This window comes from Pseudomonas sp. ABa2 (assembly GCF_056676075.1).
The window spans coordinates 4,344,315-4,362,525 of sequence record NZ_CM155239.1; the positions used below are offsets into that span (position 1 = coordinate 4,344,315).

The 18,211-nt window shown below is 59.7% G+C and carries 21 protein-coding genes and 2 pseudogenes; 5 read left to right on the forward strand and 18 right to left on the reverse strand.

The features are described from left to right. Nucleotides 1–233: 233 nt before the first annotated feature. Both AC1G9C_RS21135 and AC1G9C_RS21140 read right to left on the reverse strand, forming a co-directional pair. Nucleotides 234–1,163, reverse strand: a complete 930-nt coding sequence (locus tag AC1G9C_RS21135; RefSeq protein ID WP_003464945.1) for a carbon-nitrogen hydrolase family protein — start codon at nt 1,161–1,163, stop codon at nt 234–236. Nucleotides 1,164–1,189: 26 nt separating this feature from the next. Then, on the reverse strand, nt 1,190–2,512 hold the full coding sequence (locus tag AC1G9C_RS21140) for an MFS transporter (RefSeq protein WP_058192539.1): 1,323 nt from the start codon (nt 2,510–2,512) through the stop codon (nt 1,190–1,192). Between the two features lie 80 nt (nt 2,513–2,592). Between AC1G9C_RS21140 and AC1G9C_RS21145 the strand changes: the two genes are divergently transcribed. Further along, a complete protein-coding gene (locus tag AC1G9C_RS21145; RefSeq protein WP_003464940.1) occupies nt 2,593–3,519 on the forward strand; it encodes a LysR family transcriptional regulator in 927 nt (308 codons plus the stop codon). A 232-nt stretch (nt 3,520–3,751) separates the two neighbouring features. Here AC1G9C_RS21145 and umuC read toward each other — a convergent pair whose 3' ends face one another. The 6 genes from umuC to merT all read right to left on the reverse strand — a co-directional run bounded on the left by umuC (nt 3,752) and on the right by merT (nt 8,505). Then, entirely contained in the window at nt 3,752–4,894 is a 1,143-nt protein-coding gene (gene umuC / locus AC1G9C_RS21150) for a translesion error-prone DNA polymerase V subunit UmuC (RefSeq protein ID WP_480408714.1), read from the reverse strand. Between the two features lie 374 nt (nt 4,895–5,268). Continuing rightward, nucleotides 5,269–5,685: a hypothetical protein gene (locus AC1G9C_RS21155; protein ID WP_008567175.1), complete on the reverse strand. Its 417-nt coding sequence runs from the start codon at nt 5,683–5,685 to the stop codon at nt 5,269–5,271. A gap of 18 nt (nt 5,686–5,703) precedes the next feature. Then, entirely contained in the window at nt 5,704–7,386 is a 1,683-nt protein-coding gene (merA, locus tag AC1G9C_RS21160; RefSeq protein WP_008567178.1) for a mercury(II) reductase, read from the reverse strand. A 32-nt stretch (nt 7,387–7,418) separates the two neighbouring features. Further along, nucleotides 7,419–7,853 (reverse strand): organomercurial transporter MerC, encoded by a 435-nt coding sequence (merC, locus tag AC1G9C_RS21165; protein WP_008567179.1) that lies wholly within the window; start codon nt 7,851–7,853, stop codon nt 7,419–7,421. Nucleotides 7,854–7,865: 12 nt separating this feature from the next. Beyond that, complete coding sequence (gene merP / locus AC1G9C_RS21170; RefSeq protein ID WP_008567180.1) at nt 7,866–8,141, reverse strand: mercury resistance system periplasmic binding protein MerP; 276 nt, start codon at nt 8,139–8,141, stop codon at nt 7,866–7,868. Nucleotides 8,142–8,154: 13 nt separating this feature from the next. Continuing rightward, nucleotides 8,155–8,505, reverse strand: coding sequence for a mercuric ion transporter MerT (gene merT / locus AC1G9C_RS21175; protein ID WP_008567181.1), 351 nt, complete (start codon nt 8,503–8,505; stop codon nt 8,155–8,157). Nucleotides 8,506–8,576: 71 nt separating this feature from the next. Between merT and merR the strand changes: the two genes are divergently transcribed. Then, on the forward strand, nt 8,577–8,987 hold the full coding sequence (merR, locus tag AC1G9C_RS21180) for an Hg(II)-responsive transcriptional regulator (protein ID WP_008567182.1): 411 nt from the start codon (nt 8,577–8,579) through the stop codon (nt 8,985–8,987). Between the two features lie 142 nt (nt 8,988–9,129). Here the strand turns inward: merR and AC1G9C_RS21185 are convergent, their stop codons facing one another. Continuing rightward, nucleotides 9,130–9,312, reverse strand: coding sequence for a hypothetical protein (locus AC1G9C_RS21185; RefSeq protein WP_008567184.1), 183 nt, complete (start codon nt 9,310–9,312; stop codon nt 9,130–9,132). A gap of 33 nt (nt 9,313–9,345) precedes the next feature. Between AC1G9C_RS21185 and AC1G9C_RS21190 the strand changes: the two are divergent. Further along, nucleotides 9,346–9,533: pseudogene (locus AC1G9C_RS21190) on the forward strand (DUF4113 domain-containing protein); the annotation flags it as partial. Between the two features lie 276 nt (nt 9,534–9,809). Here AC1G9C_RS21190 and AC1G9C_RS21195 read toward each other — a convergent pair. The 5 genes from AC1G9C_RS21195 to cadR all read right to left on the reverse strand — a co-directional run bounded on the left by AC1G9C_RS21195 (nt 9,810) and on the right by cadR (nt 13,071). Further along, nucleotides 9,810–10,679: a sterol desaturase family protein gene (locus tag AC1G9C_RS21195; protein ID WP_107320917.1), complete on the reverse strand. Its 870-nt coding sequence runs from the start codon at nt 10,677–10,679 to the stop codon at nt 9,810–9,812. Nucleotides 10,680–10,747: 68 nt separating this feature from the next. Further along, complete coding sequence (locus tag AC1G9C_RS21200; RefSeq protein ID WP_107320918.1) at nt 10,748–11,494, reverse strand: helix-turn-helix transcriptional regulator; 747 nt, start codon at nt 11,492–11,494, stop codon at nt 10,748–10,750. Next, on the reverse strand, nt 11,491–12,003 hold the full coding sequence (lspA, locus tag AC1G9C_RS21205; RefSeq protein WP_107320919.1) for a signal peptidase II: 513 nt from the start codon (nt 12,001–12,003) through the stop codon (nt 11,491–11,493). Before lspA ends, AC1G9C_RS21200 begins: the two co-directional genes overlap by 4 nt. Next, complete coding sequence (locus AC1G9C_RS21210; RefSeq protein WP_107320934.1) at nt 12,000–12,347, reverse strand: DUF3703 domain-containing protein; 348 nt, start codon at nt 12,345–12,347, stop codon at nt 12,000–12,002. Before AC1G9C_RS21210 ends, lspA begins: the two co-directional genes overlap by 4 nt. A 310-nt stretch (nt 12,348–12,657) precedes the next feature. Then, nucleotides 12,658–13,071, reverse strand: a complete 414-nt coding sequence (gene cadR / locus AC1G9C_RS21215; RefSeq protein WP_107320920.1) for a Cd(II)/Pb(II)-responsive transcriptional regulator — start codon at nt 13,069–13,071, stop codon at nt 12,658–12,660. A 97-nt stretch (nt 13,072–13,168) separates the two neighbouring features. On the opposite strand from cadR, the gene AC1G9C_RS21220 reads away from it, so the two are divergent. After that, nucleotides 13,169–14,065 carry a cation efflux transmembrane domain-containing protein gene (locus AC1G9C_RS21220; RefSeq protein WP_375136126.1) on the forward strand — a complete coding sequence of 299 codons (897 nt, stop codon included), beginning with the start codon at nt 13,169–13,171 and terminating at the stop codon, nt 14,063–14,065. 9 nt (nt 14,066–14,074) lie between these two features. Next, nucleotides 14,075–14,323: pseudogene (locus AC1G9C_RS21225) on the forward strand (cointegrate resolution protein T); the annotation flags it as partial. A 65-nt stretch (nt 14,324–14,388) separates the two neighbouring features. Here AC1G9C_RS21225 and AC1G9C_RS21230 read toward each other — a convergent pair. The 4 genes from AC1G9C_RS21230 to AC1G9C_RS21245 form a co-directional block, all read right to left on the reverse strand. After that, a complete protein-coding gene (locus tag AC1G9C_RS21230; protein ID WP_195883223.1) occupies nt 14,389–15,360 on the reverse strand; it encodes an ExeA family protein in 972 nt (323 codons plus the stop codon). Further along, on the reverse strand, nt 15,350–16,987 hold the full coding sequence (locus AC1G9C_RS21235; protein WP_254348506.1) for an IS481 family transposase: 1,638 nt from the start codon (nt 16,985–16,987) through the stop codon (nt 15,350–15,352). The genes AC1G9C_RS21230 and AC1G9C_RS21235 overlap by 11 nt, the downstream gene beginning before the upstream one ends. Nucleotides 16,988–16,991: 4 nt before the next feature. Further along, the gene (locus tag AC1G9C_RS21240) at nt 16,992–17,567 is read right to left on the reverse strand and encodes a recombinase family protein (protein ID WP_195883222.1); all 576 of its coding nucleotides are present in this window, start codon (nt 17,565–17,567) and stop codon (nt 16,992–16,994) included. Nucleotides 17,568–17,876: 309 nt separating this feature from the next. Then, entirely contained in the window at nt 17,877–18,206 is a 330-nt protein-coding gene (locus AC1G9C_RS21245; protein ID WP_195883221.1) for a TetR family transcriptional regulator, read from the reverse strand. Between the last annotated feature and the right edge of the window lie 5 nt (nt 18,207–18,211).

An 18,211-nucleotide genomic window follows, 5' to 3' on the forward strand; every position in this document is an offset into this window, starting at 1 on the left:
CAGCTATGGCCGATTGCGGCCAGCCGCGACGGGCGGCTACCGGCCACAAGCGGACGTTAAGTCGGTGAGTTATCTGTCTTGGCAAATCGGTTTGGGCCTAAGCCCTCGCTACACAGGAAATGGCGGCAACAACCTGGCCAGCAATAAAAAGCCGCCTTGCGGCGGCTCTATCCCTAAAGCAGTCATGCCCAAACTGGACGGTCAAAGGGAGGATTTCACTAAACAGGCTCTACTTATCGCTCCAGGGTTACCGGGGCCTGCGGGGCAATGTTCACCTTGAGTTCAAAGATGTCCGGCCGGGCATAATGGCCGACGACATCAAAGTCCAAGTTGGCTTGGCTAAGCAGATCCATATTGAGGTCTGCATAGATTTCTGTCTCGCAGTCGAACACCGGCCCTGCCAGTACTTCTCCGAGCGGACTTACAACCATGCTGCCCCCTCGCATCACGTAATCGTCCTCGTTGAACTCCAGGCCGAATGCATCGCGGTGCTGTTGTGGGTATTCACCAAGACGGATTGCCTGGCAGGCTGACAACACATAAACACGCCCTTCAAGAGCAATGTGCACCATGGAGCTGGCCCAGGACGGACGGTCATCTGCTGTCGGGGCGCAGTAGATCTGAACACCCTGGGCATACATGGCCTGGCGTAGTGCTGGCATGTAGTTCTCCCAGCAAATCACGCTCCCCAGGACGCCAAAATCAGTTTCTACAGGCTCGATTGTCGAGCCATCACCGAAGCCCCAAATTAGTCGTTCCTGGCCGGTGGGCATCAGCTTGCGGTGGTAACCGGCAATACCCCGGCCTGGGGCGATGGTGACCGCGGTGCAGTAAAGGGTGCGACCGAAGCGCTCGATTACACCAATCACAGTGGTAACCCCTGTGTGCTCGACACTTTCAGCAAGCAATGCCAGTTCCGGCCCATCCAGCGTCACAGCCCCATCGACATAGCGTTGGTACAGCTCACGCCCGCTGATGCTGCGATTACCCACTACGCTACCGAAAGCTATCCCCTTGGGATATCCGCCAATGAACGCTTCAGGGAATACGGCCAGCCTTGCACCTTGATCTGCTACGCGCCGCAGAATTGTGGAAGCCTTTTCAACGCTGGCTGCAGGATCATAAGGAACAGAGGCGGCCTGGATGACTGCAATTTTGGTCATGAAAAACTCCTGAGGGCAGTAAGAACCTAGAAACGTGTGATGTCGTTGTCGCGGGTTTCCGGCAAGGTCTTCCACAGCACGATGAGGCATGCCAGCGAGACGGCTGCTAGATAGGCGGCAGGGATGTTCGCGTCGCCAGTCTGGCTAATCAGGGCGGCGGCAATGAAGGGGCCTGGGCCTGCGAGTGTCGCCAGGGCCAGGTTGTGACCGAGCGCTGCTCCCGTGGAGCGGATGGACGCTGGAAAGACTTCAACCAGCAGCACCACATCCATCACCGCAGTTACAGCCACAAGTAGTCCCAGAACGATCAATCCTGCGAGGATTGCCACTTGGTTGCCGGTGTTGAGCAGCAGGAAGATTGGATAGGCCAGTACAGAGAGTGCGGCAGCAGCACTGAGCAGCAGCTTGCGTCGCCCGATGCTGTCGCTGAGCCGGCCGATCAGTGGATTGGCAATGACATAGACAACCAGCGCGATGCTGCACAGCCATAGTGCATTGCTTCGTGGTAGCCCAACGGTAGTGACCAGGTGGTTATTGGCGTAGGTGATGAAGTAGTAGAGCGAGACGCCGAACAGCGCTGAGAACGCGAAAGTAGTGATGAAGGCGCGACGGTGTACAGACTTGCTCGGTGCTTCGAACTGTTGTGAATCGCGTTGACGTACCAGCTCTTCATACACGGGGGTATCACCCAGCTTCCGGCGGATGAAGATGGCGATACCGGTCATCACGATGGAGGCAACGAATGGGATCCGCCAGCCCCAGGACGCCAGTTGCTGGTCATCGAGTGTTGAGGTGAGGCTCGCGGCGGTGAACGTACCAAACAAGAAGGCCAAGCCAGCCGTTCCAGTGATAACGCTGGCTGCCGTCGCGCGGCGGTTGGACGGAGCACTCTCTACGATGTAGATACCTGCGCTAGACCATTCGCCCCCTACCATCATGCCTTGCACGAAACGCATGACGATCAGCAAGACAGGTGCAGCGATACCGATTGCCTCATAGGTGGGCAAAAGTCCGATGATCGTGGTGCACACACCCATACCGAAGACAGTGATGATAAGCACCGCGCGGCGACCGAGGCGGTCACCGATGGGCCCCAGAATCAATGCTCCAAATGGTCGCGATACGAAGCCTACGGCGAACACTGCCAGCGACGACAGCAGCGATACACCTGGGGCGCTAGAGGGGAAGAACAACATACCGATCACGGCAGCGAAGTAGCCGTAGATGGCGAAGTCGAACCACTCCATGAAGTTGCCGATACCCACCGCGATTGCACGCTTGCGAATGTCTGACTGCTCACCCTTGGTATGGATACTGCTTGGATTTACGTTTTTATTAATTGCGTCCACGGTGCTCCCCAGCTTTTCTTAGGTGTGTATGGGCAGCAGACTATGAATCCTCTCGGCCGCAGAGCAAACGATTAGAAAATATGAGCCGGATTAGTGTACGTAATATCTCGAGAATTGATCTGAACCTGCTGCTGACGTTCCACTGCCTGATGACCGAGCGCAGTGCCACCCGAGCCTCGGCCATGCTGCATGTGACCCAGGGGGCAGTTAGCTCGGCGTTGCGTCGTTTGCGTGAGCATTTCGGAGATGAGCTCTTTATCCGCACCGCTTCCGGAATGCAGCCAACCCGTAGGGCGATGGAGCTGGCGCCGAAGATCGCCGAGGCCCTTACGTCTATCTCAGGCGTGCTTGGGGCAGAGCCGGATTTCTCCGCACACGACTCGAGCTACATTTTCAACATCGGTCTGTCCGATGATATTGAGGCCTATCTCGCTCCGCGGATCGTTAACGCCGCAGCGGATCAGGGGCTGGGAGTGAGCTTTTCGTTCCATCAGAGCAACAGCTCACTGTGGAAACAGTCGCTACAAGATCCGGACATGGATCTAGTGATTTGCAGCGAGCCGAAAGACTTCAGCAGCGGGTATTCATCCAAGGTGCTGTTTTCCTCGTCATACTCCTGCTTGTACCTGCCTGGCGCAGACAACGCAGGCACACCTATCGGCCTGGAGGAGTACTTCGAGGCAAGCCATGTGCGAGTTTCCTATGACGGCCGCCGCGGCTTTATCGACGACATGTTCGAAGCGGCGGGCTATTCGAGGCGTGTTATAGCCTCATTCACCCACTTCAGTGGCGCGCTCACCACGTTGATCAGCAGCGGCGCGATAGCCACAATTCCCACGTTCGCCGCCGAGAGCTATTCGGCCATGACTCGGCTAAGTATTTGTCCGGCGCCGATTCCGGTTCCATCATTTCGATGCTTCATGGTTTGGGACATTGCCAAGAACAGTAAGCCTCAGCACGAATGGCTGCGGCTATTCATCGGGCAGCTGACACAGAAGCTTGCTTAGACTTGGTCGCAGGTAGCCAGGAGTTACGGGAAAAAGGGGGCGGATTTATTGGAATCATCGACCGCTTCTGACCGGTTGTTGCCTACCACGACCGATAGCCGTGGTTCGACTTCAGTCTGTCGCGACCGGCAGCAGCTGACTTAATGGTAGTGGGTCTTTCACACCCTCCTTTATCTTTGGAACGCTTGGTAGGTCGCTGTCAGCAACGGCGGCTCCCTCACCTGTTCATGATCTAACGTACCCTTGGCAGCTCGTCCCAGCGGCAGGTGTACCCCGGAGAACGCAGCTCCTGCTTCATCGACCAGCCGCCCAGGGCCGGCACGCGCGCCAGGCGCACGGTGCCGCGGCCCATGCTGGTGTTGATCCTGTCCACGGTTGCCATCAGCGCCGCGCTGCGCGGCCGCGGCGCCGGGGCGAACAGGTCGGCCTGTACCTGCCCGGGGCTGGCCAGGTTCATCAGCATCACCCCGGCTTTCTGGTACCGGTAGCCGGGCCGGTAGATACCCTCCAGCCCGGCCAGCGCCGCCTGCACCAGGTCGCGCGAGTCGTTGCTCGGCGTGTGCAGCGGCACGCTGGCGGTGCGCGCGTAGCGCGGCTCGTCCGGGTTGAACACCCCGGTGCGGATATACACCTGCAGCAGCTGGCACACATCGCCTTGCGTGCGCAGCTTCTCCGCTGCGCGGCAGGCGTAGCTGGCCACCGCCTCGCGCAGCGGCGCCAGCTCCGTCACCCGGCGCGAGAAGCTGCGGCTGCAGGTGATCATCTGCTTCGGCTCCGTCCCCTCGTCCAGGGCGAAGCACGGCTCGCCACGCAGCTCACGAATGGTCTTCTCCAGCACCACCGAGAACTGCTTGCGCATCGTCCAGGCGTCCTGCTGCGCCAGATCCCAGGCGGTTTTAACACCCAGCGCGCCCAGGTGCGCCTGCAGCTTGCGCCCCACGCCCCACACCTCGCCCAGCGGCGCGTCCTTGAGCAACGCCGCCTGCTGCTCGGGCCGGGTGGCCACCACCACCCCGCTCTGGCTACGCCGCTTGGCGGCCCAGTTGGCCAACTTGGCCAAGGTCTTCGTGGTGCTGATGCCCACCCCCACCGGCATGCCCGTCAGCCGTTGCACCTCCGCGCGAATGTGCCGGCCGTAACCGGCCAGCGGCCGGCCGAGGCCCGCCAGGTCGAGAAAGCTCTCGTCGATCGAATAAACCTCCAGACGCGGTGCCAGCCCGCGCAGCACCCGTACCACCCGTGCGGAAACGTCGCCGTACAGCGCATAGTTGCTGCTGAACGCCAGCACGCCATGCGCCTGCACCAGGTCGCGGATCTTGAAGAACGGCTCGCCCATGCCAATGCCCAGCGCCTTGGCCTCGTTGCTGCGGCTCACCACACAGCCGTCGTTGTATCTGAATGACGCTAACAGTTAGTAGTGCATAACATATTGATATTTAACGATATTGTTACGCTAACAATTTTTCGTCCTTCGCAGCCTAAATCAGGGCTTTTCAGTCCGACCCACCCCCATGCGGCCAACTAGCTGCCCGCCTCGAATGTCGTGTCCCTGGGGCCGCGAGGCCCCAAAAAACTTTGAATGAACTTCATGAGCGTGCACATCTGTTGTCGGCTGGAGTCGTTCGGTTGTTCGGAAGAGCAGGCGAAACCGAAAAGCACACGGAGTCCTCGCATAACGTCCTTGGCTCGCAGCACTATTACGGAGACCGAAGCGTTCCCGGCCAATCAGGGCTGCTGAGAGGGCCTACATCACCGACACTCCCGGCCTTCTCCGCACCCTGGAGCGCCAAGGTACTTTCGGCCGGCCAGGCGCTCGGGCAGCCAGATGAGCAAGGGTGCCGCCCCCAGTGCCAGCAATAGCCACAGTCTGGAGAACTGCTCGCCATGCGGGTCGAAGCCATAAGCCAGCAGCCCGCCGAGCGCGAGCAACAGGAAGTACGGCGCCGTGAGGTAGCAGTGAAGTCGGCGGCAGCGTGCGGCATTGACCAGGCAGGCGCCACCCATCACCGCCAGCGCGGCGCTTGCGGCCAGGAATAGCGTGGGGTGTCGATCTGCCAGAAGAATGGTTAGCGTCGCGACAACGGCAGGCAGCCCCCAGAAGCTGATCACCTGCCATGTCTGGCGCAGGCTGTCACCCCTGCCGAGTTCATTAGTCTTAATGTTCATGTTTGCACCTCGCATTCTTTACCCGGCGCAGCAGGACAATTGCTTCACGTCCTTACTGAAGGTTTGCGCCGCGAGCTTCAGGCCCTCGACCATGGTCAGGTAGGGGAACAATTGGTCGGCTAGTTCCTGCACCGTCATCCGGGCGCGGATGGCGAGGGCGGCCGTCTGAATCAGCTCGCCCGCTTCCGGGGTCACTGCCTGCACGCCCAGCAGTCGGCCCGAGCCCGTTTCGGCGACCAGCTTGATGAACCCCCGTGTGTCAAAGTTCGCCAGAGCGCGCGGCACGTTGTCCAGGGTCAAGGTGCGGCTGTCGGTTTCGAGGCCGGCTTGGTGCGCTTCCGCTTCGCTGAAGCCGACGGTGGCCACCTGCGGATCGGTGAACACCACGGCCGGCATGGTGTCGAGATTGAGCATTGCCTCGCCGCCGGTCATGTTGATCGCCGCGCGATTGCCGGCCGCCGCCGCGACATAGACGAACTGCGGCTGGTTGGTGCAGTCGCCGGCCGCATAAATATCCGCTTTGCTGCTGCGCATGCCCTGGTCGATCTGGATGGCACCGCGTTCATCCAGCTGCACGCCGGCCGCTTCCAGGTTCAGGCCGTGGGTGTTGGGCGTGCGTCCGGTGGCGACGAGCAGTTGGTCGACCCGCACTTCACCGTGCTTGGTGGTCAGCACGAACTCGCCGTTGGCATGGGCCACCTGGCTGGCTTGCGTCTGTTCCAGCACTTCGATGCCCTCCAGGCGGAAGGCCGCCGTCAGCGCTGCGCCGATGGCCGGATCTTCACGGAAGAACAGCGAGTTGCGCGCCAGGATGGTGACGCGGCTACCCAGCCGGGCAAAGGCTTGCGCCAGCTCCAAGGCCACCACGGATGAGCCGATCACGGCGAGCCGTTGCGGAATACTGCTGCTTGCCAGCGCCTTTTCCGAGTTCCAAAAGGGGGTATCTTGCAGTCCGGGAATCGGCGGCACGGCCGCACTGGCGCCGGTGGCAATCAGGCAGCGGTCGAAGGTCACGATGCGCTCGCCCCCCTCGACCAGTTCCACACTGAGCGTGTGGCTGTCCTGGAAGCGGGCGGAGCCACGCAGCACGGTGATGGCTGGGGTGCTTTCCAGAATGCCTTCGTACTTGGCGTGGCGCAGTTCGTCGACACGACCCTGTTGCTGGGCGAGCAACCGTTCGCGCAAGACAAGCGGCGGCGTGGCGGGCAGTCCGCCATCAAACGGACTTTCGCGGCGCAGATGGGCCACGTGCGCGGCGCGAATCATGATCTTGGAGGGCACGCAGCCGACGTTGACGCAGGTGCCGCCGATGATGCCGCGCTCGATCAGGGTGACGCGGGCCCCCCTTTCTACCGCCTTGAGCGCGGCCGCCATGGCGGCGCCACCACTGCCGATAACCGCCACGTGAAGCCTGTCACCCTCTTTCCCGGCGTCAGTGCCACCGCTCAGCCAGCCCCGTGCCTTATCGAGCAGGCCGGGACGGGTAGGTAGCGTGATGTCTTCGAACGCCGCTCGATACCCCAGGGCCTCGACGGCGGCCTGCATTTGTTCACGGCTTACGGCCTCGTCGACCTTCAATTCGGCCCTCCCACTGGCGTAGGAAACATCCGCCCGATGCACGCCCGGAATCTTCTCCAAGGCCTCTTTCACATGCACGACACAGGATGCGCAGGTCATGCCAATGATTTTCAGTTCGGTCATAACGTTACTCATTGAATCGTCTCTTGTCAGGTTCACTGGTTTGGCGGCGTCGGACAGGACGCCGGGGAGCAACGGCGGTGCGCGGGCGACACGAAGTCCCAGATGGACACCCCAAACATGACGGCCAGGCCGATATAGAGCAGCCAGCCGCTCCGCCAGCCGTGAGCCAGCATCAAAAACACCGCTACCAGCACCAGGGCCGGGCCGATCAGGCCAGGCGCAGCGCGTCGCCACTGCCGGTGACTGAACCAGCCGAGGGCATTGACGAGCAGAGCCACGCCGGCAAACAACGGCAACAGCGTGGTGATGAACAGGCCTTCCCATTGGCTCAAAAAGCCCAGTCCGATCGTGGCGCCCAGGCTGGCAAGGGCGGGAAAGCACGAGGCGCAACCTATGGCGGAAACCAGCACGCCGACGGAACCGGCTTTGTCACCGATCCGTGTGAACAGATTGAAAGAATTTGCCATCGGAATGCCCGCCTATTGCTTGACGCTGGACGGGTAGCCGGCGTCCTCTGTCGCCTTGGTCAGCGCCTGCGCACTGGTCTTGGCATCGTCGAAGGTGACGATGGCTTCGCGCTTCTCATAACTCACCTCGGCCTTGGTCACGCCCTCGACCTTGGTCAGCGCTTTCTTCACCGTGATTGGGCAAGCGGCGCAGGTCATGCCCGGCACCGACAGGGTGATGATTTGGGAGGCGGCCCACACTGGGGAAACCACGGCAATGAGGGCGAGAGCGGCAAGCAGCTTTTTCATGACCAACTCCTGATTAGTAGAACAAGGGGAGGATGTAGGGGAAAGCGAGCGCGACCAGCACCAAGGCCGTCACGACCCAAAAAACGAGCTTGTAGATGGTGCTTACCTGGGGATCAGCGCAGACCTCACCGGGTATGCAGACTTGAGCCGGGCGGAAAATGCGCCGGTAAGCGAAGAACAGCGCAACCAGTGCCGCGCCAATGAAGAACGGGCGGTAAGGTTCCAGAACGGTGAGGCTGCCGATCCAGGCACCGCTGAAGCCCAAGGCGATCAGCACCAGCGGCCCCAGGCAGCACGTGGACGCGAGGATTGCCGCCAGACCTCCAGTGAGGAGTGCACCGCGCCCATTTCGCGATTCAGACATACGTTCATCCTTCCGAGTGGTTGATCGATGGGTTAAGGTTATTTCCGTAGTTAGGTACGGGGTCAAGCGGCATGCACAACGCGGTGGAAAGCCTGACCATCGGCGCCTTTGCCAAGGCAGCCGGGGTTAACGTGGAAACCATTCGGTTCTATCAACGCAAGGGGCTGTTACCCGAACCGGACAAGCCCTACGGCAGCATTCGCCGCTATGGCGAGGCGGATGTCGCACGGGTGAGATTCGTGAAGTCCGCGCAACGGCTGGGCTTTAGCCTTGATGAAGTGGCCGGACTGTTGCGACTGGACGACGGCGCGCACTGCGACGAAGCGCGTGTGCTCGCCGAGCAGAAGCTTGAGGATGTGCGTGAGAAACTCGCGGATCTTCAGCGGATCGAGTCGGTCTTGGCGCAGCTGGTTGATGACTGTTGCGCGAGCCAAGGGACAGTGAGCTGTCCGCTGATCGTTTCGCTGCAAGCGAGCAAGTGACCGCCCGCACTTCGCGCGTTAGCCCACGATTTCCCGTTTGTCAGGGCTCTCTGTTTGTCGGTCTGAAGGTGGAAAGAGCGGCGCTCATTGAGCGCCGCTGACTGGGCAAAGGAGCACTTGCAAAGGCCCTAGGTTGGTACTGCTATTTGCCCTTGTGCATCAGTGGGGCGGGCCCACGTTGCATCTGGTCGAGTAGCACATATCTACCTTGCAGGCGGACAGCCGGGCTGCGCTTCGCTTCGCCACGGCCTGCCGCCGTGGCGCCCAGTTGTTCAATCTTCTTGACGGTTTCCGCCACTAGGATTGCGTCAGCCTTGTCGCGCATGGAGACAATCTGCTCGGTCGCTCTCGTGACATCGTGATCGCCGCCGTACAGCCCGTCGCCTCTGAGAAGGTCATGCAGGTGATGGATCGGATCAATTCCAAGTGGGGTCGAGGCACGCTCCGCCTGGGCGGGGTGCCGGTGACTCCTGACTGGGGATGTGTCGGGAAATGCTCGGCCCAAGCTATACCACACGGTTAGATCAGCTCTGGACAGTGAGGTGAGGCACACCCCAGCGCTGCTAGGAAGCCGGCTTACTGCTCAGAAGAACCACCTTACCAGTGGCTACGTGTAACGGCTCGCATTTGAAAACAACCGGGCTCGCAATTAACGCGATTCCCGGCTCAGATTAACTGCAACTGACGAAGCCCTCGGGCTCACATTAACTGCGAGCGAGCTTGCATTCAGCCGCTTCGGCTCGCATTCAATCTCAATGGGCTCACGCTTTCTGCAACTAACCAGAGCAATCCAGAGACATCGTGCCACTGCAAGAGAACCCGCTAGCCTTTGCTTCTACGATCTAGCCCAAAGGGTTCGGCGAACTGCCCAAGGTAGCCTTTGGGGTAGTCCTTTTCATGCAACCCGACCTCGGCCTCCCCTAGCTTCCCCGCACTGTCGAAGAAGGTGCCGAACAGTCGATCCCAGACCATCAGAAACTCACCAAAGTTGACCTGGGCATCTTCAAAGTCGCGCTTGTGATGCCAGCGATGAATTTCAGCAACCCCGATCAAATGACGCAGCCATCCAAGCCGGTAGTCCAGGTTCGAATGTTGGAAAGCCAAGTGCACGGTCAGAATGCCAAACCAGGTGGCGACTACGGCAGACGGGGCGCCTAATGCGAGCAGAATCACCAGCCCCGGGCCGGCCATGAGCGCCGCGTGCAGGGGATGGCGTCGCTCCCCGTTCACCCAATACAACCGCTCGGCGCTGTGATGAATCATATGAAAACGCCACAACCATTGCACTCGGTGACTAATTCGATGCATGGCGTACAGGCCCAGATCGAGCACGGCAGCGACCAGTAGCAACTGGAGCCACAGCGGACTCTCGATCGGAAAGAGACGAACCGAAGCCGGCACCGCATCGCCAAGTTTGGCCAGGATTTCCGCGGTGAATTGAATGACGGAAAGGTTCACCAGCATGTGCAGCAGATCTGTCGCGGTGTCTTGATGATCCTCAAGCCAGGCTTCGCGAAAAGGTTGGATGCGCTCCAAGCCAGCGATGCTCAACAGTCCTATCGCGGCGGCTATGGGAGTGGTGGGCCAATACGGTACGCCGGCATACAGCGCCCAGATCATGAAGGCGGCAGCGCCACCAAACACGAGTGGATAGCTCACCCACCGTATGACAAATCGAAGAAAGGTCGACATCGTTCAGCTCCCTGTGATGGAGCCATGACTCTATTCGGAGATTCCAGCTTTCGACTTGAACGAAAGAGCTAGGATTCCTGGAGATCGACTTCAGCCAGGGCAGATGATGGATCGATGCCCAGCAGCGTCCGGAATGTTCGGGAGAAATGCGCCGAGTCAGAAAAGCCCGCCTCATGCGCCGCTTCGGTCAGCCGCCCCCCTTTGGCCAGGTGCTGTAGGGCTTGCGTGAGACGTAACCATTTCGCATAGCTGCGAAGCGGCAGACCTGTCTGTTCCACGAACCAATGGGAAAACCGTGTGGGTGATAAATGCACCAGTGCGGCCATTTCTTCGCGTCTCATTTGGCCTCTACGCAGCGCTTCAATCACCTTGGTCAAGCGAGGATCTGAGATCGGTGGGTCGGGTAGCCGCAGCGCCTGGCGCACCCCAGCCTTCAGCTGTACAGCACTGTGTCCTGTCTCGCGCAGCGCGCCGATAATCGCCGCTACATCCGCCGGCGTGATCTCAATCACCCTCGCTTCTTCGGTACCCCGCAAAGCACGAGCTTCCTCGGACAGCGCATCCACATAGATCGACAGAACTCGACCGGCGCTCAGCCGGTGTTTCAAGCCTGCCGGAATGAAGATGGCTGCCCCTGAATGAATACCCAGCGGGGTTTCGACCGCTACGGTTGAATCGAGGCCCACTGAGATCTGATGCGCCTGATGGTGGTGCCAGCCTTGGTGACCGGCACGCCCATGAAAGACTCCGATACCGGGTCCGACCCATGCATGGCCTACCCAGCGCACTGTGTCCGTCGAAGGCGAGCTTTTCATTCTCTGGCTCGGTCCACTTCCGCTTTTGGGTTCAGCAAACTGCTCAGGATCAACATGGCGGCGCCACCGACGATACCGATATCCGCCAGGTTAAACGCCGGCCAATGCCAGGACTGCCAGTAGAAATCCAGGTAGTCGATCACATGACCACGGAATGCGCGGTCAATCAGATTCCCAACTGCACCGCCCAGTATGAGGCTATAGCCCAGCGCTTCGCTCTTGGGCCTGGGCTTACGCAGGATCAGCGCGAGCACTATCGAAATGATGACGGCCAGGGCGATGAAGACGTATCGCTGCCAACCGCCCGCGTCAGCCAGGAAGCTGAACGCAGCGCCGGTATTCCAGAAATGAACCAGATTGAAGAACGTGGCCATAGGAGTCACGGAGCCGACCGGGAGCGAACCCTCAATTGTGCTCTTGAACACCTGGTCGGCTAACGCAATTGCTAGCGATAACGACCACCAAAGCCAAGGAGCGCCGAAAAGTGACCTTTCAGGAGAAGAGCTCATCGCGACTCTCCTTGAAGAAGTCGCTGCAACTCCTGGGAGACGGGCATCGGCGCGAAAGCACTAACCCTGGCCCGCCCGGTGTTTCCGAGTGGCACCCAGATCCAGGAGAACAGCAGTGCCGCAATGATCCGAGGCACTTGGCCGAGCACCTCCCGATAGTCGCGCAACTGCCAGCCAGCCCTCAGCATCAGCCAATGGCTCCGAGCGTGAAGGACTGGCATTCGCTGGCTCAATATGTGGGCCCGCTCCAACCAGGGAAAGGTTCCGGCTTCATCCTTTTCTCGGAGGGCCTGCTTTGCTCGTGAGAAGGCTTCATCAATGGCAATGCGGAGGGCTGTATTCATCTGGATCTCACTTGCGCAGCGGTCGAAGGCCATTCAGGACAACCAGCAAGCTGACGCCCATAGACGCGCAGCCGCATGGGGACGGGCCGGCTTGCTGCAAGGCGCAAGTCCCAGAGGAAGTAGTGGGCTTAGGGTCATCGCCACAGCAACTGGACATGAAATACTCCTTGGTCAGATGTGCCAAGTGAACACCCTGTAGTCGCAATAGGGTCAAGCGCTATGGATTGAGGCGATGCAAAAAAAGAATTTAAGCCGTGAATAGGAAAGAGGTCTGCCGCTTGATCCTCGATCAAAAGCAGGGTCTTCGACCTCAGGATTGAAGAAGTGGAGTGCCGCCCTCCACCAGACCCGAAAGTATTCCGCAGTCCAGGCTTTGTCGTTCGTCATCGCAGCAGCCCCGCAACGTCACCAACTGGTTTTCGAGGGCATGTAAGGATGCGATCTGAGCCCTTACCTGGGCGATATGTCTATCAAGGAGCGTATTGATCGCCGTGCATGGTTGCTGCGGCTGCTCCTGAAAGCCCTGTAAAACACCAATTTCTTCCAGTGACATGCCAAAAGAGCGGCATCGGCGAATGAACAGCAGTTTCTCCACATGATCCGCTTCGTAGGCTCGGTAGCCATTGTCCTGACGGTTAGGAGGTGGGAGCAGTCCCTGACGTTCATAAAAACGAATCGTCTGAATGTCCGCCCCCGTCAGCTTTGCAAGTTGGCCTATGCGCATGGCCTTCTCCTGAGTGAAAACTCAGTATATCCATGCTTGACCCTATACCTGCTATATGGTTTTTAATCGACAAAATAAAGCCCGATAGGAGAAGCGAATCATGAGTTCTTGTGAGAAGTCCTGTGGCTGTGGCCCAGTTTCGGCAACCACAGAAGCGGCAACCGCGCCTTCGAATGAAGGAACATGGGTCAGCAGTTTTTCTGTACCCAAGATGGATTGCCCTTCAGAAGAACGAATGATTCGGCTCGCACTGAATGGCTTGCCTGAGCTCAATTCGTTGTCCTTTGATTTGACCAGCAGACAGGTACGCGCTTTCCATGACGGGGCGGTTGACCAGATCGCTACCAAGCTGGAGTCACTTGGCCTGGGTGCAGCGTTGCTGGGTACTGAGCCGGCCAGTCAGGAAGCAGCCTCGGCCAATAGTGCCAATGAAGAGCTGACTGCTTCGAAAGAGGCAAGCACGCTGAAGATCCTGCTCGGTATCAATGCCGCGATGTTTGTCATCGAGATGGGTGCAGGTTTGATCGCCCAGTCGACTGGCCTGGTTGCCGACTCGTTGGACATGTTTGCTGATGCTGCCGTCTATGGGCTGGCTCTCTATGCGGTCGGCCGGAGTGCACGGCTTCAAGTTCGGGCTGCCCACCTGGCGGGGGTCTTTCAGATCGTGTTGGCTCTGGGCGTGCTCGTGGAAGTGGCTAGACGCGTCCTCTACGGCAGCGAACCTGAGTCGATGCTGATGATGGGGATTGGCGCAGTCGCACTAGTCGCAAACGTCAGCTGTCTCTTGATGATCTATGGCCACCGCGAAGGTGGTGCACACATGAAAGCGAGTTGGATTTTTTCAGCCAATGATGTGCTCGCGAACATTGGTGTTATTGCAGCAGGTGCATTGGTTGCCTGGACAGGTTCTTCCTACCCAGATTTGGTGATTGGTACTGTCGTGGGCCTCATCGTACTGAACGGTGCGCGCCGAATACTGGCATTGAAAGCCTGACCAACCGGACACCGACATGCCCGTGATTCACTTGAGCACTACCGACGTACAAGCAAGGATCAGCGTGAGCAGGAGCAGCGCCGGCACGAAGCGCAGGTGCTGCAGCTGGAGGCTCACCAGCTACAGCAGACGCTAATCGTTAAACAAGACGAACTGACCCGGTTGAACCGCGACAATGAGCGCCTGCTCACCGAGGCCCGACTACTGCTGAAGGAACAGGCCACTCAGCAGGATCGGTTGGAGCGACAGACTGGCGAACTTGCAGTGCAGCGTCGAAGTTGGCTATTTTTGCCCAACCCCGAAAACGTGAAATTAGCCAGTGATCAGATCGGCAGCCCCGCCGCCAGCATCTTGTCACGCAGCTCGGCAGCGCGCGCGGGGTCAAGCGCGTTACTGAGCAGCGCCTTGATCTCGGTAGGCCTGGCGTCGAACTGCTCCACCAGATCCTTGATGCGGTAGCCGTGGCGCGTCAGGGTCGGTTCCAGGTCATCCAGTTGGCGCGACAGCACCGATTCCACCAGCTCCGCCGAAACGGGCTTCTCGCCGGTCAGGTAGCCCGCTTCCAGTGCCAAACTGATGTGCAGTTGGATTTGCAGTGGTGTGCGCAGCTTGGTGGCGAGCAGGTCTATGGCGTCTTCACTCAGGATCGACTCGGGTTCGACCTTCCCTTTAGTGCAGGTTTCCAGCAACCAATGAATGTATTCGCGCTGACTGCCGGCGATGCCGTCGAGCGAGAAGATGTCGGTGCGGTAGCCGATTTCCTCCATCGTCGGCCGGCGCAGGTCGTTACGCAGCTTGGGATGCCCGGCCAGTACCACCGACAGTCGGCCGTCGCCATCCTCTACCAGCTCCATCAAACGTTTGAGACCAGTCAGCGTATGGCCGTTGAGGTCATGTGCCTCATCAACGAACAGGGCCACCGGGCGCTTATTCTTCCTCACCAGCTCGCGCAGGTCACGCTCACGTTTTTCGCCCTGGGTCGGGATGCGTACCTGCTTCTCGGTGGAAAGGTCGTAGAAGAGCGCGGCGATGAAGGTGGCCAGTTTGATGCTGTGTTTCTCGATCGCCAGCGACTTGGATACCGTGATCTTCTTTTCCTCTTCCATCGCCTGCTGAAGCCGGCGCAGCATCACGGTCTTGCCGCTGCCAATGACGCCGCAGAGCGCGATCAGCCGACCTTCGAAGATCGCCGCCTTGATATCCTTGATCAGTTGCTGGTGGTGGGCGGTCTCAAAGTACCCGGCCTGGTTCAGTGGCAACGTCAGTCCGTAGTGCTGCATCACTTCAACCCGCATGTTCTTCTCCTGTTTTCTTATGGCGGAAGTAGCCCCGCACGCGCTCCAACACGATGCGTCGTGTCAGGGTTTCGCTCAGCACCTGGTGGATGAATGCCTGATCCTCGGGCGAGAGCTTGGCTAACGGCTGAGCCAAGTCATCGGCAACGGCGAGCTTAGCCGCGATCACGCTGGGAAACCGGTACTCGTGTGCCGCTGGGTCGAATGGTTGGCGCGGCAGTTCCACCGCTGTCGCGGACGGCGCCAGTCGCACATCGTCACCAGCCAGTGCGGCAATCGGCAGGCCGAGCTGGTCAGCCAGCGAACGGATGCGCTCGGCCCGCTCATACACCTTGCCACGCTTGAAGGCACGGTAGCGATGCAGCGGAATCGGCCCAGAGACCGGGTAGTAAGGCCCGAAGCGCTCACAGTCGAATTCGGCATAGAGTTCGTCGTCGAACAAGCCCCAGAGCAACACCACGGTTTCGCCCGCCATGTCCGGCTCAACCTCGTAGGCCGTGCCGTCGATAGTGACGCGGGCATCAACGCCGACCTTGCGTCGTTCAGGCTCGCGGGCGAACCGACAGAACTGCTCCCAGGTGCACATTTCGCGGAGGCCCTCGGCGGGCAGGTTAGCCAGCCAGTCCTCGATCCGCGAATGCGGCTCGGAACGATGGCCCTGTGCGTTGTAGGTGCGCACCAGATAACGCATCAACCACTCGTTGGCCTGTGCTTCGGTTTCAGGCTTGTGGAAGTGATACAGCGTCTCGTGGGCTTCTTTCACGGTACGGAAAGGGCGCTCCACCTTGCCTTTGGAGCGGGCTGTGGTACGAGTGCCATCCTTGCCGGCCGGGATGTGTGTCTGCCACTCGATGCCCAGCAACTGCATGACGTTCTGGAAGACTCGGCGCTTGGCCACCGGGCCATTGTCCAGGTAGATCATCTTGGGGCGGCCTTGGAACGGAAAGATGGGGTCAGCCTTCGGCGCCATGGCGTTGAACAGGAAGCGCAGCGCGGACTCTGCGTCCTCGCCGTATACGCAGTGGTATTCCTGATAGGCCACACCACTGCGGTCATCCACCACGCTGAAAAGCATCAGCGTTGGCTCACCTCTGGCCGGATCGATCCAGTCTGGTTTGTCGATGTGTTTGAGGTCAGAGGGCGACAGGTCGAACTGCCAACAGTCATTGCTGTGTGCCGCTTGAAAGCGCGTCGCGGGCGGCTGCCGCAACAGCCGCGGTTGGTCCAGTCGCCACAGGGATAGGTAGCGGTTGACGGTTGGTCGACTGAGTACACCCTTAGGCGCCTTGACCAACCCTTGCATGGTCTCCACCCCGTAGTCTTCCAGCAGCTCGATGGCGCGGCGGGTAGAGAGGTGCCGCCCTTGCTTGTTGGTGGTGCGCAGTTTCAGCGCTGCAATCAGCTCGCAGTAGCGTTCCAGCTCAGCCTGCTGCAACACGCGCGGTTTACCGTGATCGGCCCGGTGGGCCGCGTGGGGTTTATGGATGAAGTTCAGCGCCCGGTACACAGTGCTCGGGGACACGCCATACAACTCAGCTATCGCAGTCACCTGAGCGGCCCGTTCTGGGCTTTTCTTCGGCAGGCGGTCGAGCCGCTGCCGCAGCTGCATCAGCGAATCGGTCGGGATGGCTTTACGCCGCCCGCTGGGCATCACGCTCGGCCTCGGTGAGATAGTTGTAGAGCGTAGAGCGGCCGATGCCCATCATCCGGCAGATTTCCGCCACGGTGTGTTTCCGCTCGTGATAGAGACGCAGGGCGAGTTCTTGCTTGGCCGGATCGAGCCGTTTCTTGCGCCCACCCTTGCGGCCACGGGCCCGCGCAGCGGATAGGCCGGCTTGGGTGCGCTCGCGAATCAGGTTGCGCTCGAACTCAGCCAAGGCGCCGAACAGGTGAAATACCAGGCGGCCACCAATCGAGGCGGTATCGATGTTTTCTTGCAAGCTGCGCAAGCCGACGCCGGCGGCGTCCAGTTGCTCAACCAGCCGGATCAGATCCTTCAGCGAGCGGCCAAGGCGATCCAGGCGCCAGATCACCACGGTGTCGCCACGGCGTAGCGTGGCCAGCAAGGCGGTCAAACCAACCCGCTCGGCCTTGGCTCCGCTGGCGGTGTCTTCGAACACGCGCTCGCAACCAGCTTTCTCCAATGCGTCTCGTTGAAGATCGAGGAGTTGATCGTCGGTCGAGACACGGGCGTACCCAATCAGCATGGCTTTGTCCAACTATTCAGTGAAAGTCCAGTGTAGTCGGATATTGAAAGATGGAGACTGTAGCTGGATGTCAGCAATGCGGGTTTGTGCGAGGGTTGCCTGCTGAGAGATGGCCGTCCAACAAACCCTGGTTTGTTGGACGGCCTGAGCGAGGGGGTGTTCAGTTGCAGAAAGCGTGAGCCCACGGAGATGGAATGCAAGCCGGTGCAGCTGAATGCAAGCTCGCTCGCAGTTAATGTGAGCCCGGCGGCTCCGTTAGTTGCAGTTAATCTGAGCCGGGAATCGCGTTGATTGCGAGCCCGGCGGTTTTCAAATGCGAGCCGTTACAGCTACGCCCTTCAGTTGAGCTAGTTCGAGAATCAGGGTCTGATTCACTGAGGCCAGTCGAGCCAGATCCTGGCTTAGCTGTGCGTTCTCCGCGCGCAATGCTCTGTTCAGCTCCCTCTCCTTCAACAATGCTTGGTGCTTCGAATCGCGCTGTGCTCGGACTGATTTCCCCATCAGACCACGAATGCGTTCAGCCACGGCTGGGTAGGTGTTGTGGATGAGACCTGGAGTGACCCCTGCCGCTTTCGCTACGCCAGAAATGGACAGCTTTCCGTTTGTTGAAAGGATGCCGTCGATGACCTTATCGAGCATCTCCG

Excerpts from the sequence above, each read along its gene's own strand:
- AC1G9C_RS21185 (WP_008567184.1), bottom strand. The coding sequence starts at position 9,312 with ATGCGCGACAAGGCTGACGCAATCCTAGTGGCGGAAACCGTCAAGAAG.
- cadR (WP_107320920.1), bottom strand. The coding sequence starts at position 13,071 with ATGCGCATAGGCCAACTTGCAAAGCTGACGGGGGCGGACATTCAGACG.
- merC (WP_008567179.1), bottom strand. The coding sequence starts at position 7,853 with ATGGCAAATTCTTTCAATCTGTTCACACGGATCGGTGACAAAGCCGGT.
- merT (WP_008567181.1), bottom strand. The coding sequence starts at position 8,505 with ATGTCTGAATCGCGAAATGGGCGCGGTGCACTCCTCACTGGAGGTCTG.
- merP (WP_008567180.1), bottom strand. The coding sequence starts at position 8,141 with ATGAAAAAGCTGCTTGCCGCTCTCGCCCTCATTGCCGTGGTTTCCCCA.
- AC1G9C_RS21210 (WP_107320934.1), bottom strand. The coding sequence starts at position 12,347 with ATGAATACAGCCCTCCGCATTGCCATTGATGAAGCCTTCTCACGAGCA.
- lspA (WP_107320919.1), bottom strand. The coding sequence starts at position 12,003 with ATGAGCTCTTCTCCTGAAAGGTCACTTTTCGGCGCTCCTTGGCTTTGG.
- AC1G9C_RS21240 (WP_195883222.1), bottom strand. The coding sequence starts at position 17,567 with ATGCTGATTGGGTACGCCCGTGTCTCGACCGACGATCAACTCCTCGAT.
- AC1G9C_RS21230 (WP_195883223.1), bottom strand. The coding sequence starts at position 15,360 with ATGCGGGTTGAAGTGATGCAGCACTACGGACTGACGTTGCCACTGAAC.
- AC1G9C_RS21200 (WP_107320918.1), bottom strand. The coding sequence starts at position 11,494 with ATGAAAAGCTCGCCTTCGACGGACACAGTGCGCTGGGTAGGCCATGCA.
- AC1G9C_RS21245 (WP_195883221.1), bottom strand. The coding sequence starts at position 18,206 with ATGCTCGATAAGGTCATCGACGGCATCCTTTCAACAAACGGAAAGCTG.
- AC1G9C_RS21135 (WP_003464945.1), bottom strand. The coding sequence starts at position 1,163 with ATGACCAAAATTGCAGTCATCCAGGCCGCCTCTGTTCCTTATGATCCT.
- merR (WP_008567182.1), top strand. The coding sequence starts at position 8,577 with ATGCACAACGCGGTGGAAAGCCTGACCATCGGCGCCTTTGCCAAGGCA.
- AC1G9C_RS21195 (WP_107320917.1), bottom strand. The coding sequence starts at position 10,679 with ATGTCGACCTTTCTTCGATTTGTCATACGGTGGGTGAGCTATCCACTC.
- AC1G9C_RS21155 (WP_008567175.1), bottom strand. The coding sequence starts at position 5,685 with ATGAACATTAAGACTAATGAACTCGGCAGGGGTGACAGCCTGCGCCAG.
- AC1G9C_RS21145 (WP_003464940.1), top strand. The coding sequence starts at position 2,593 with ATGAGCCGGATTAGTGTACGTAATATCTCGAGAATTGATCTGAACCTG.
- merA (WP_008567178.1), bottom strand. The coding sequence starts at position 7,386 with ATGACCGAACTGAAAATCATTGGCATGACCTGCGCATCCTGTGTCGTG.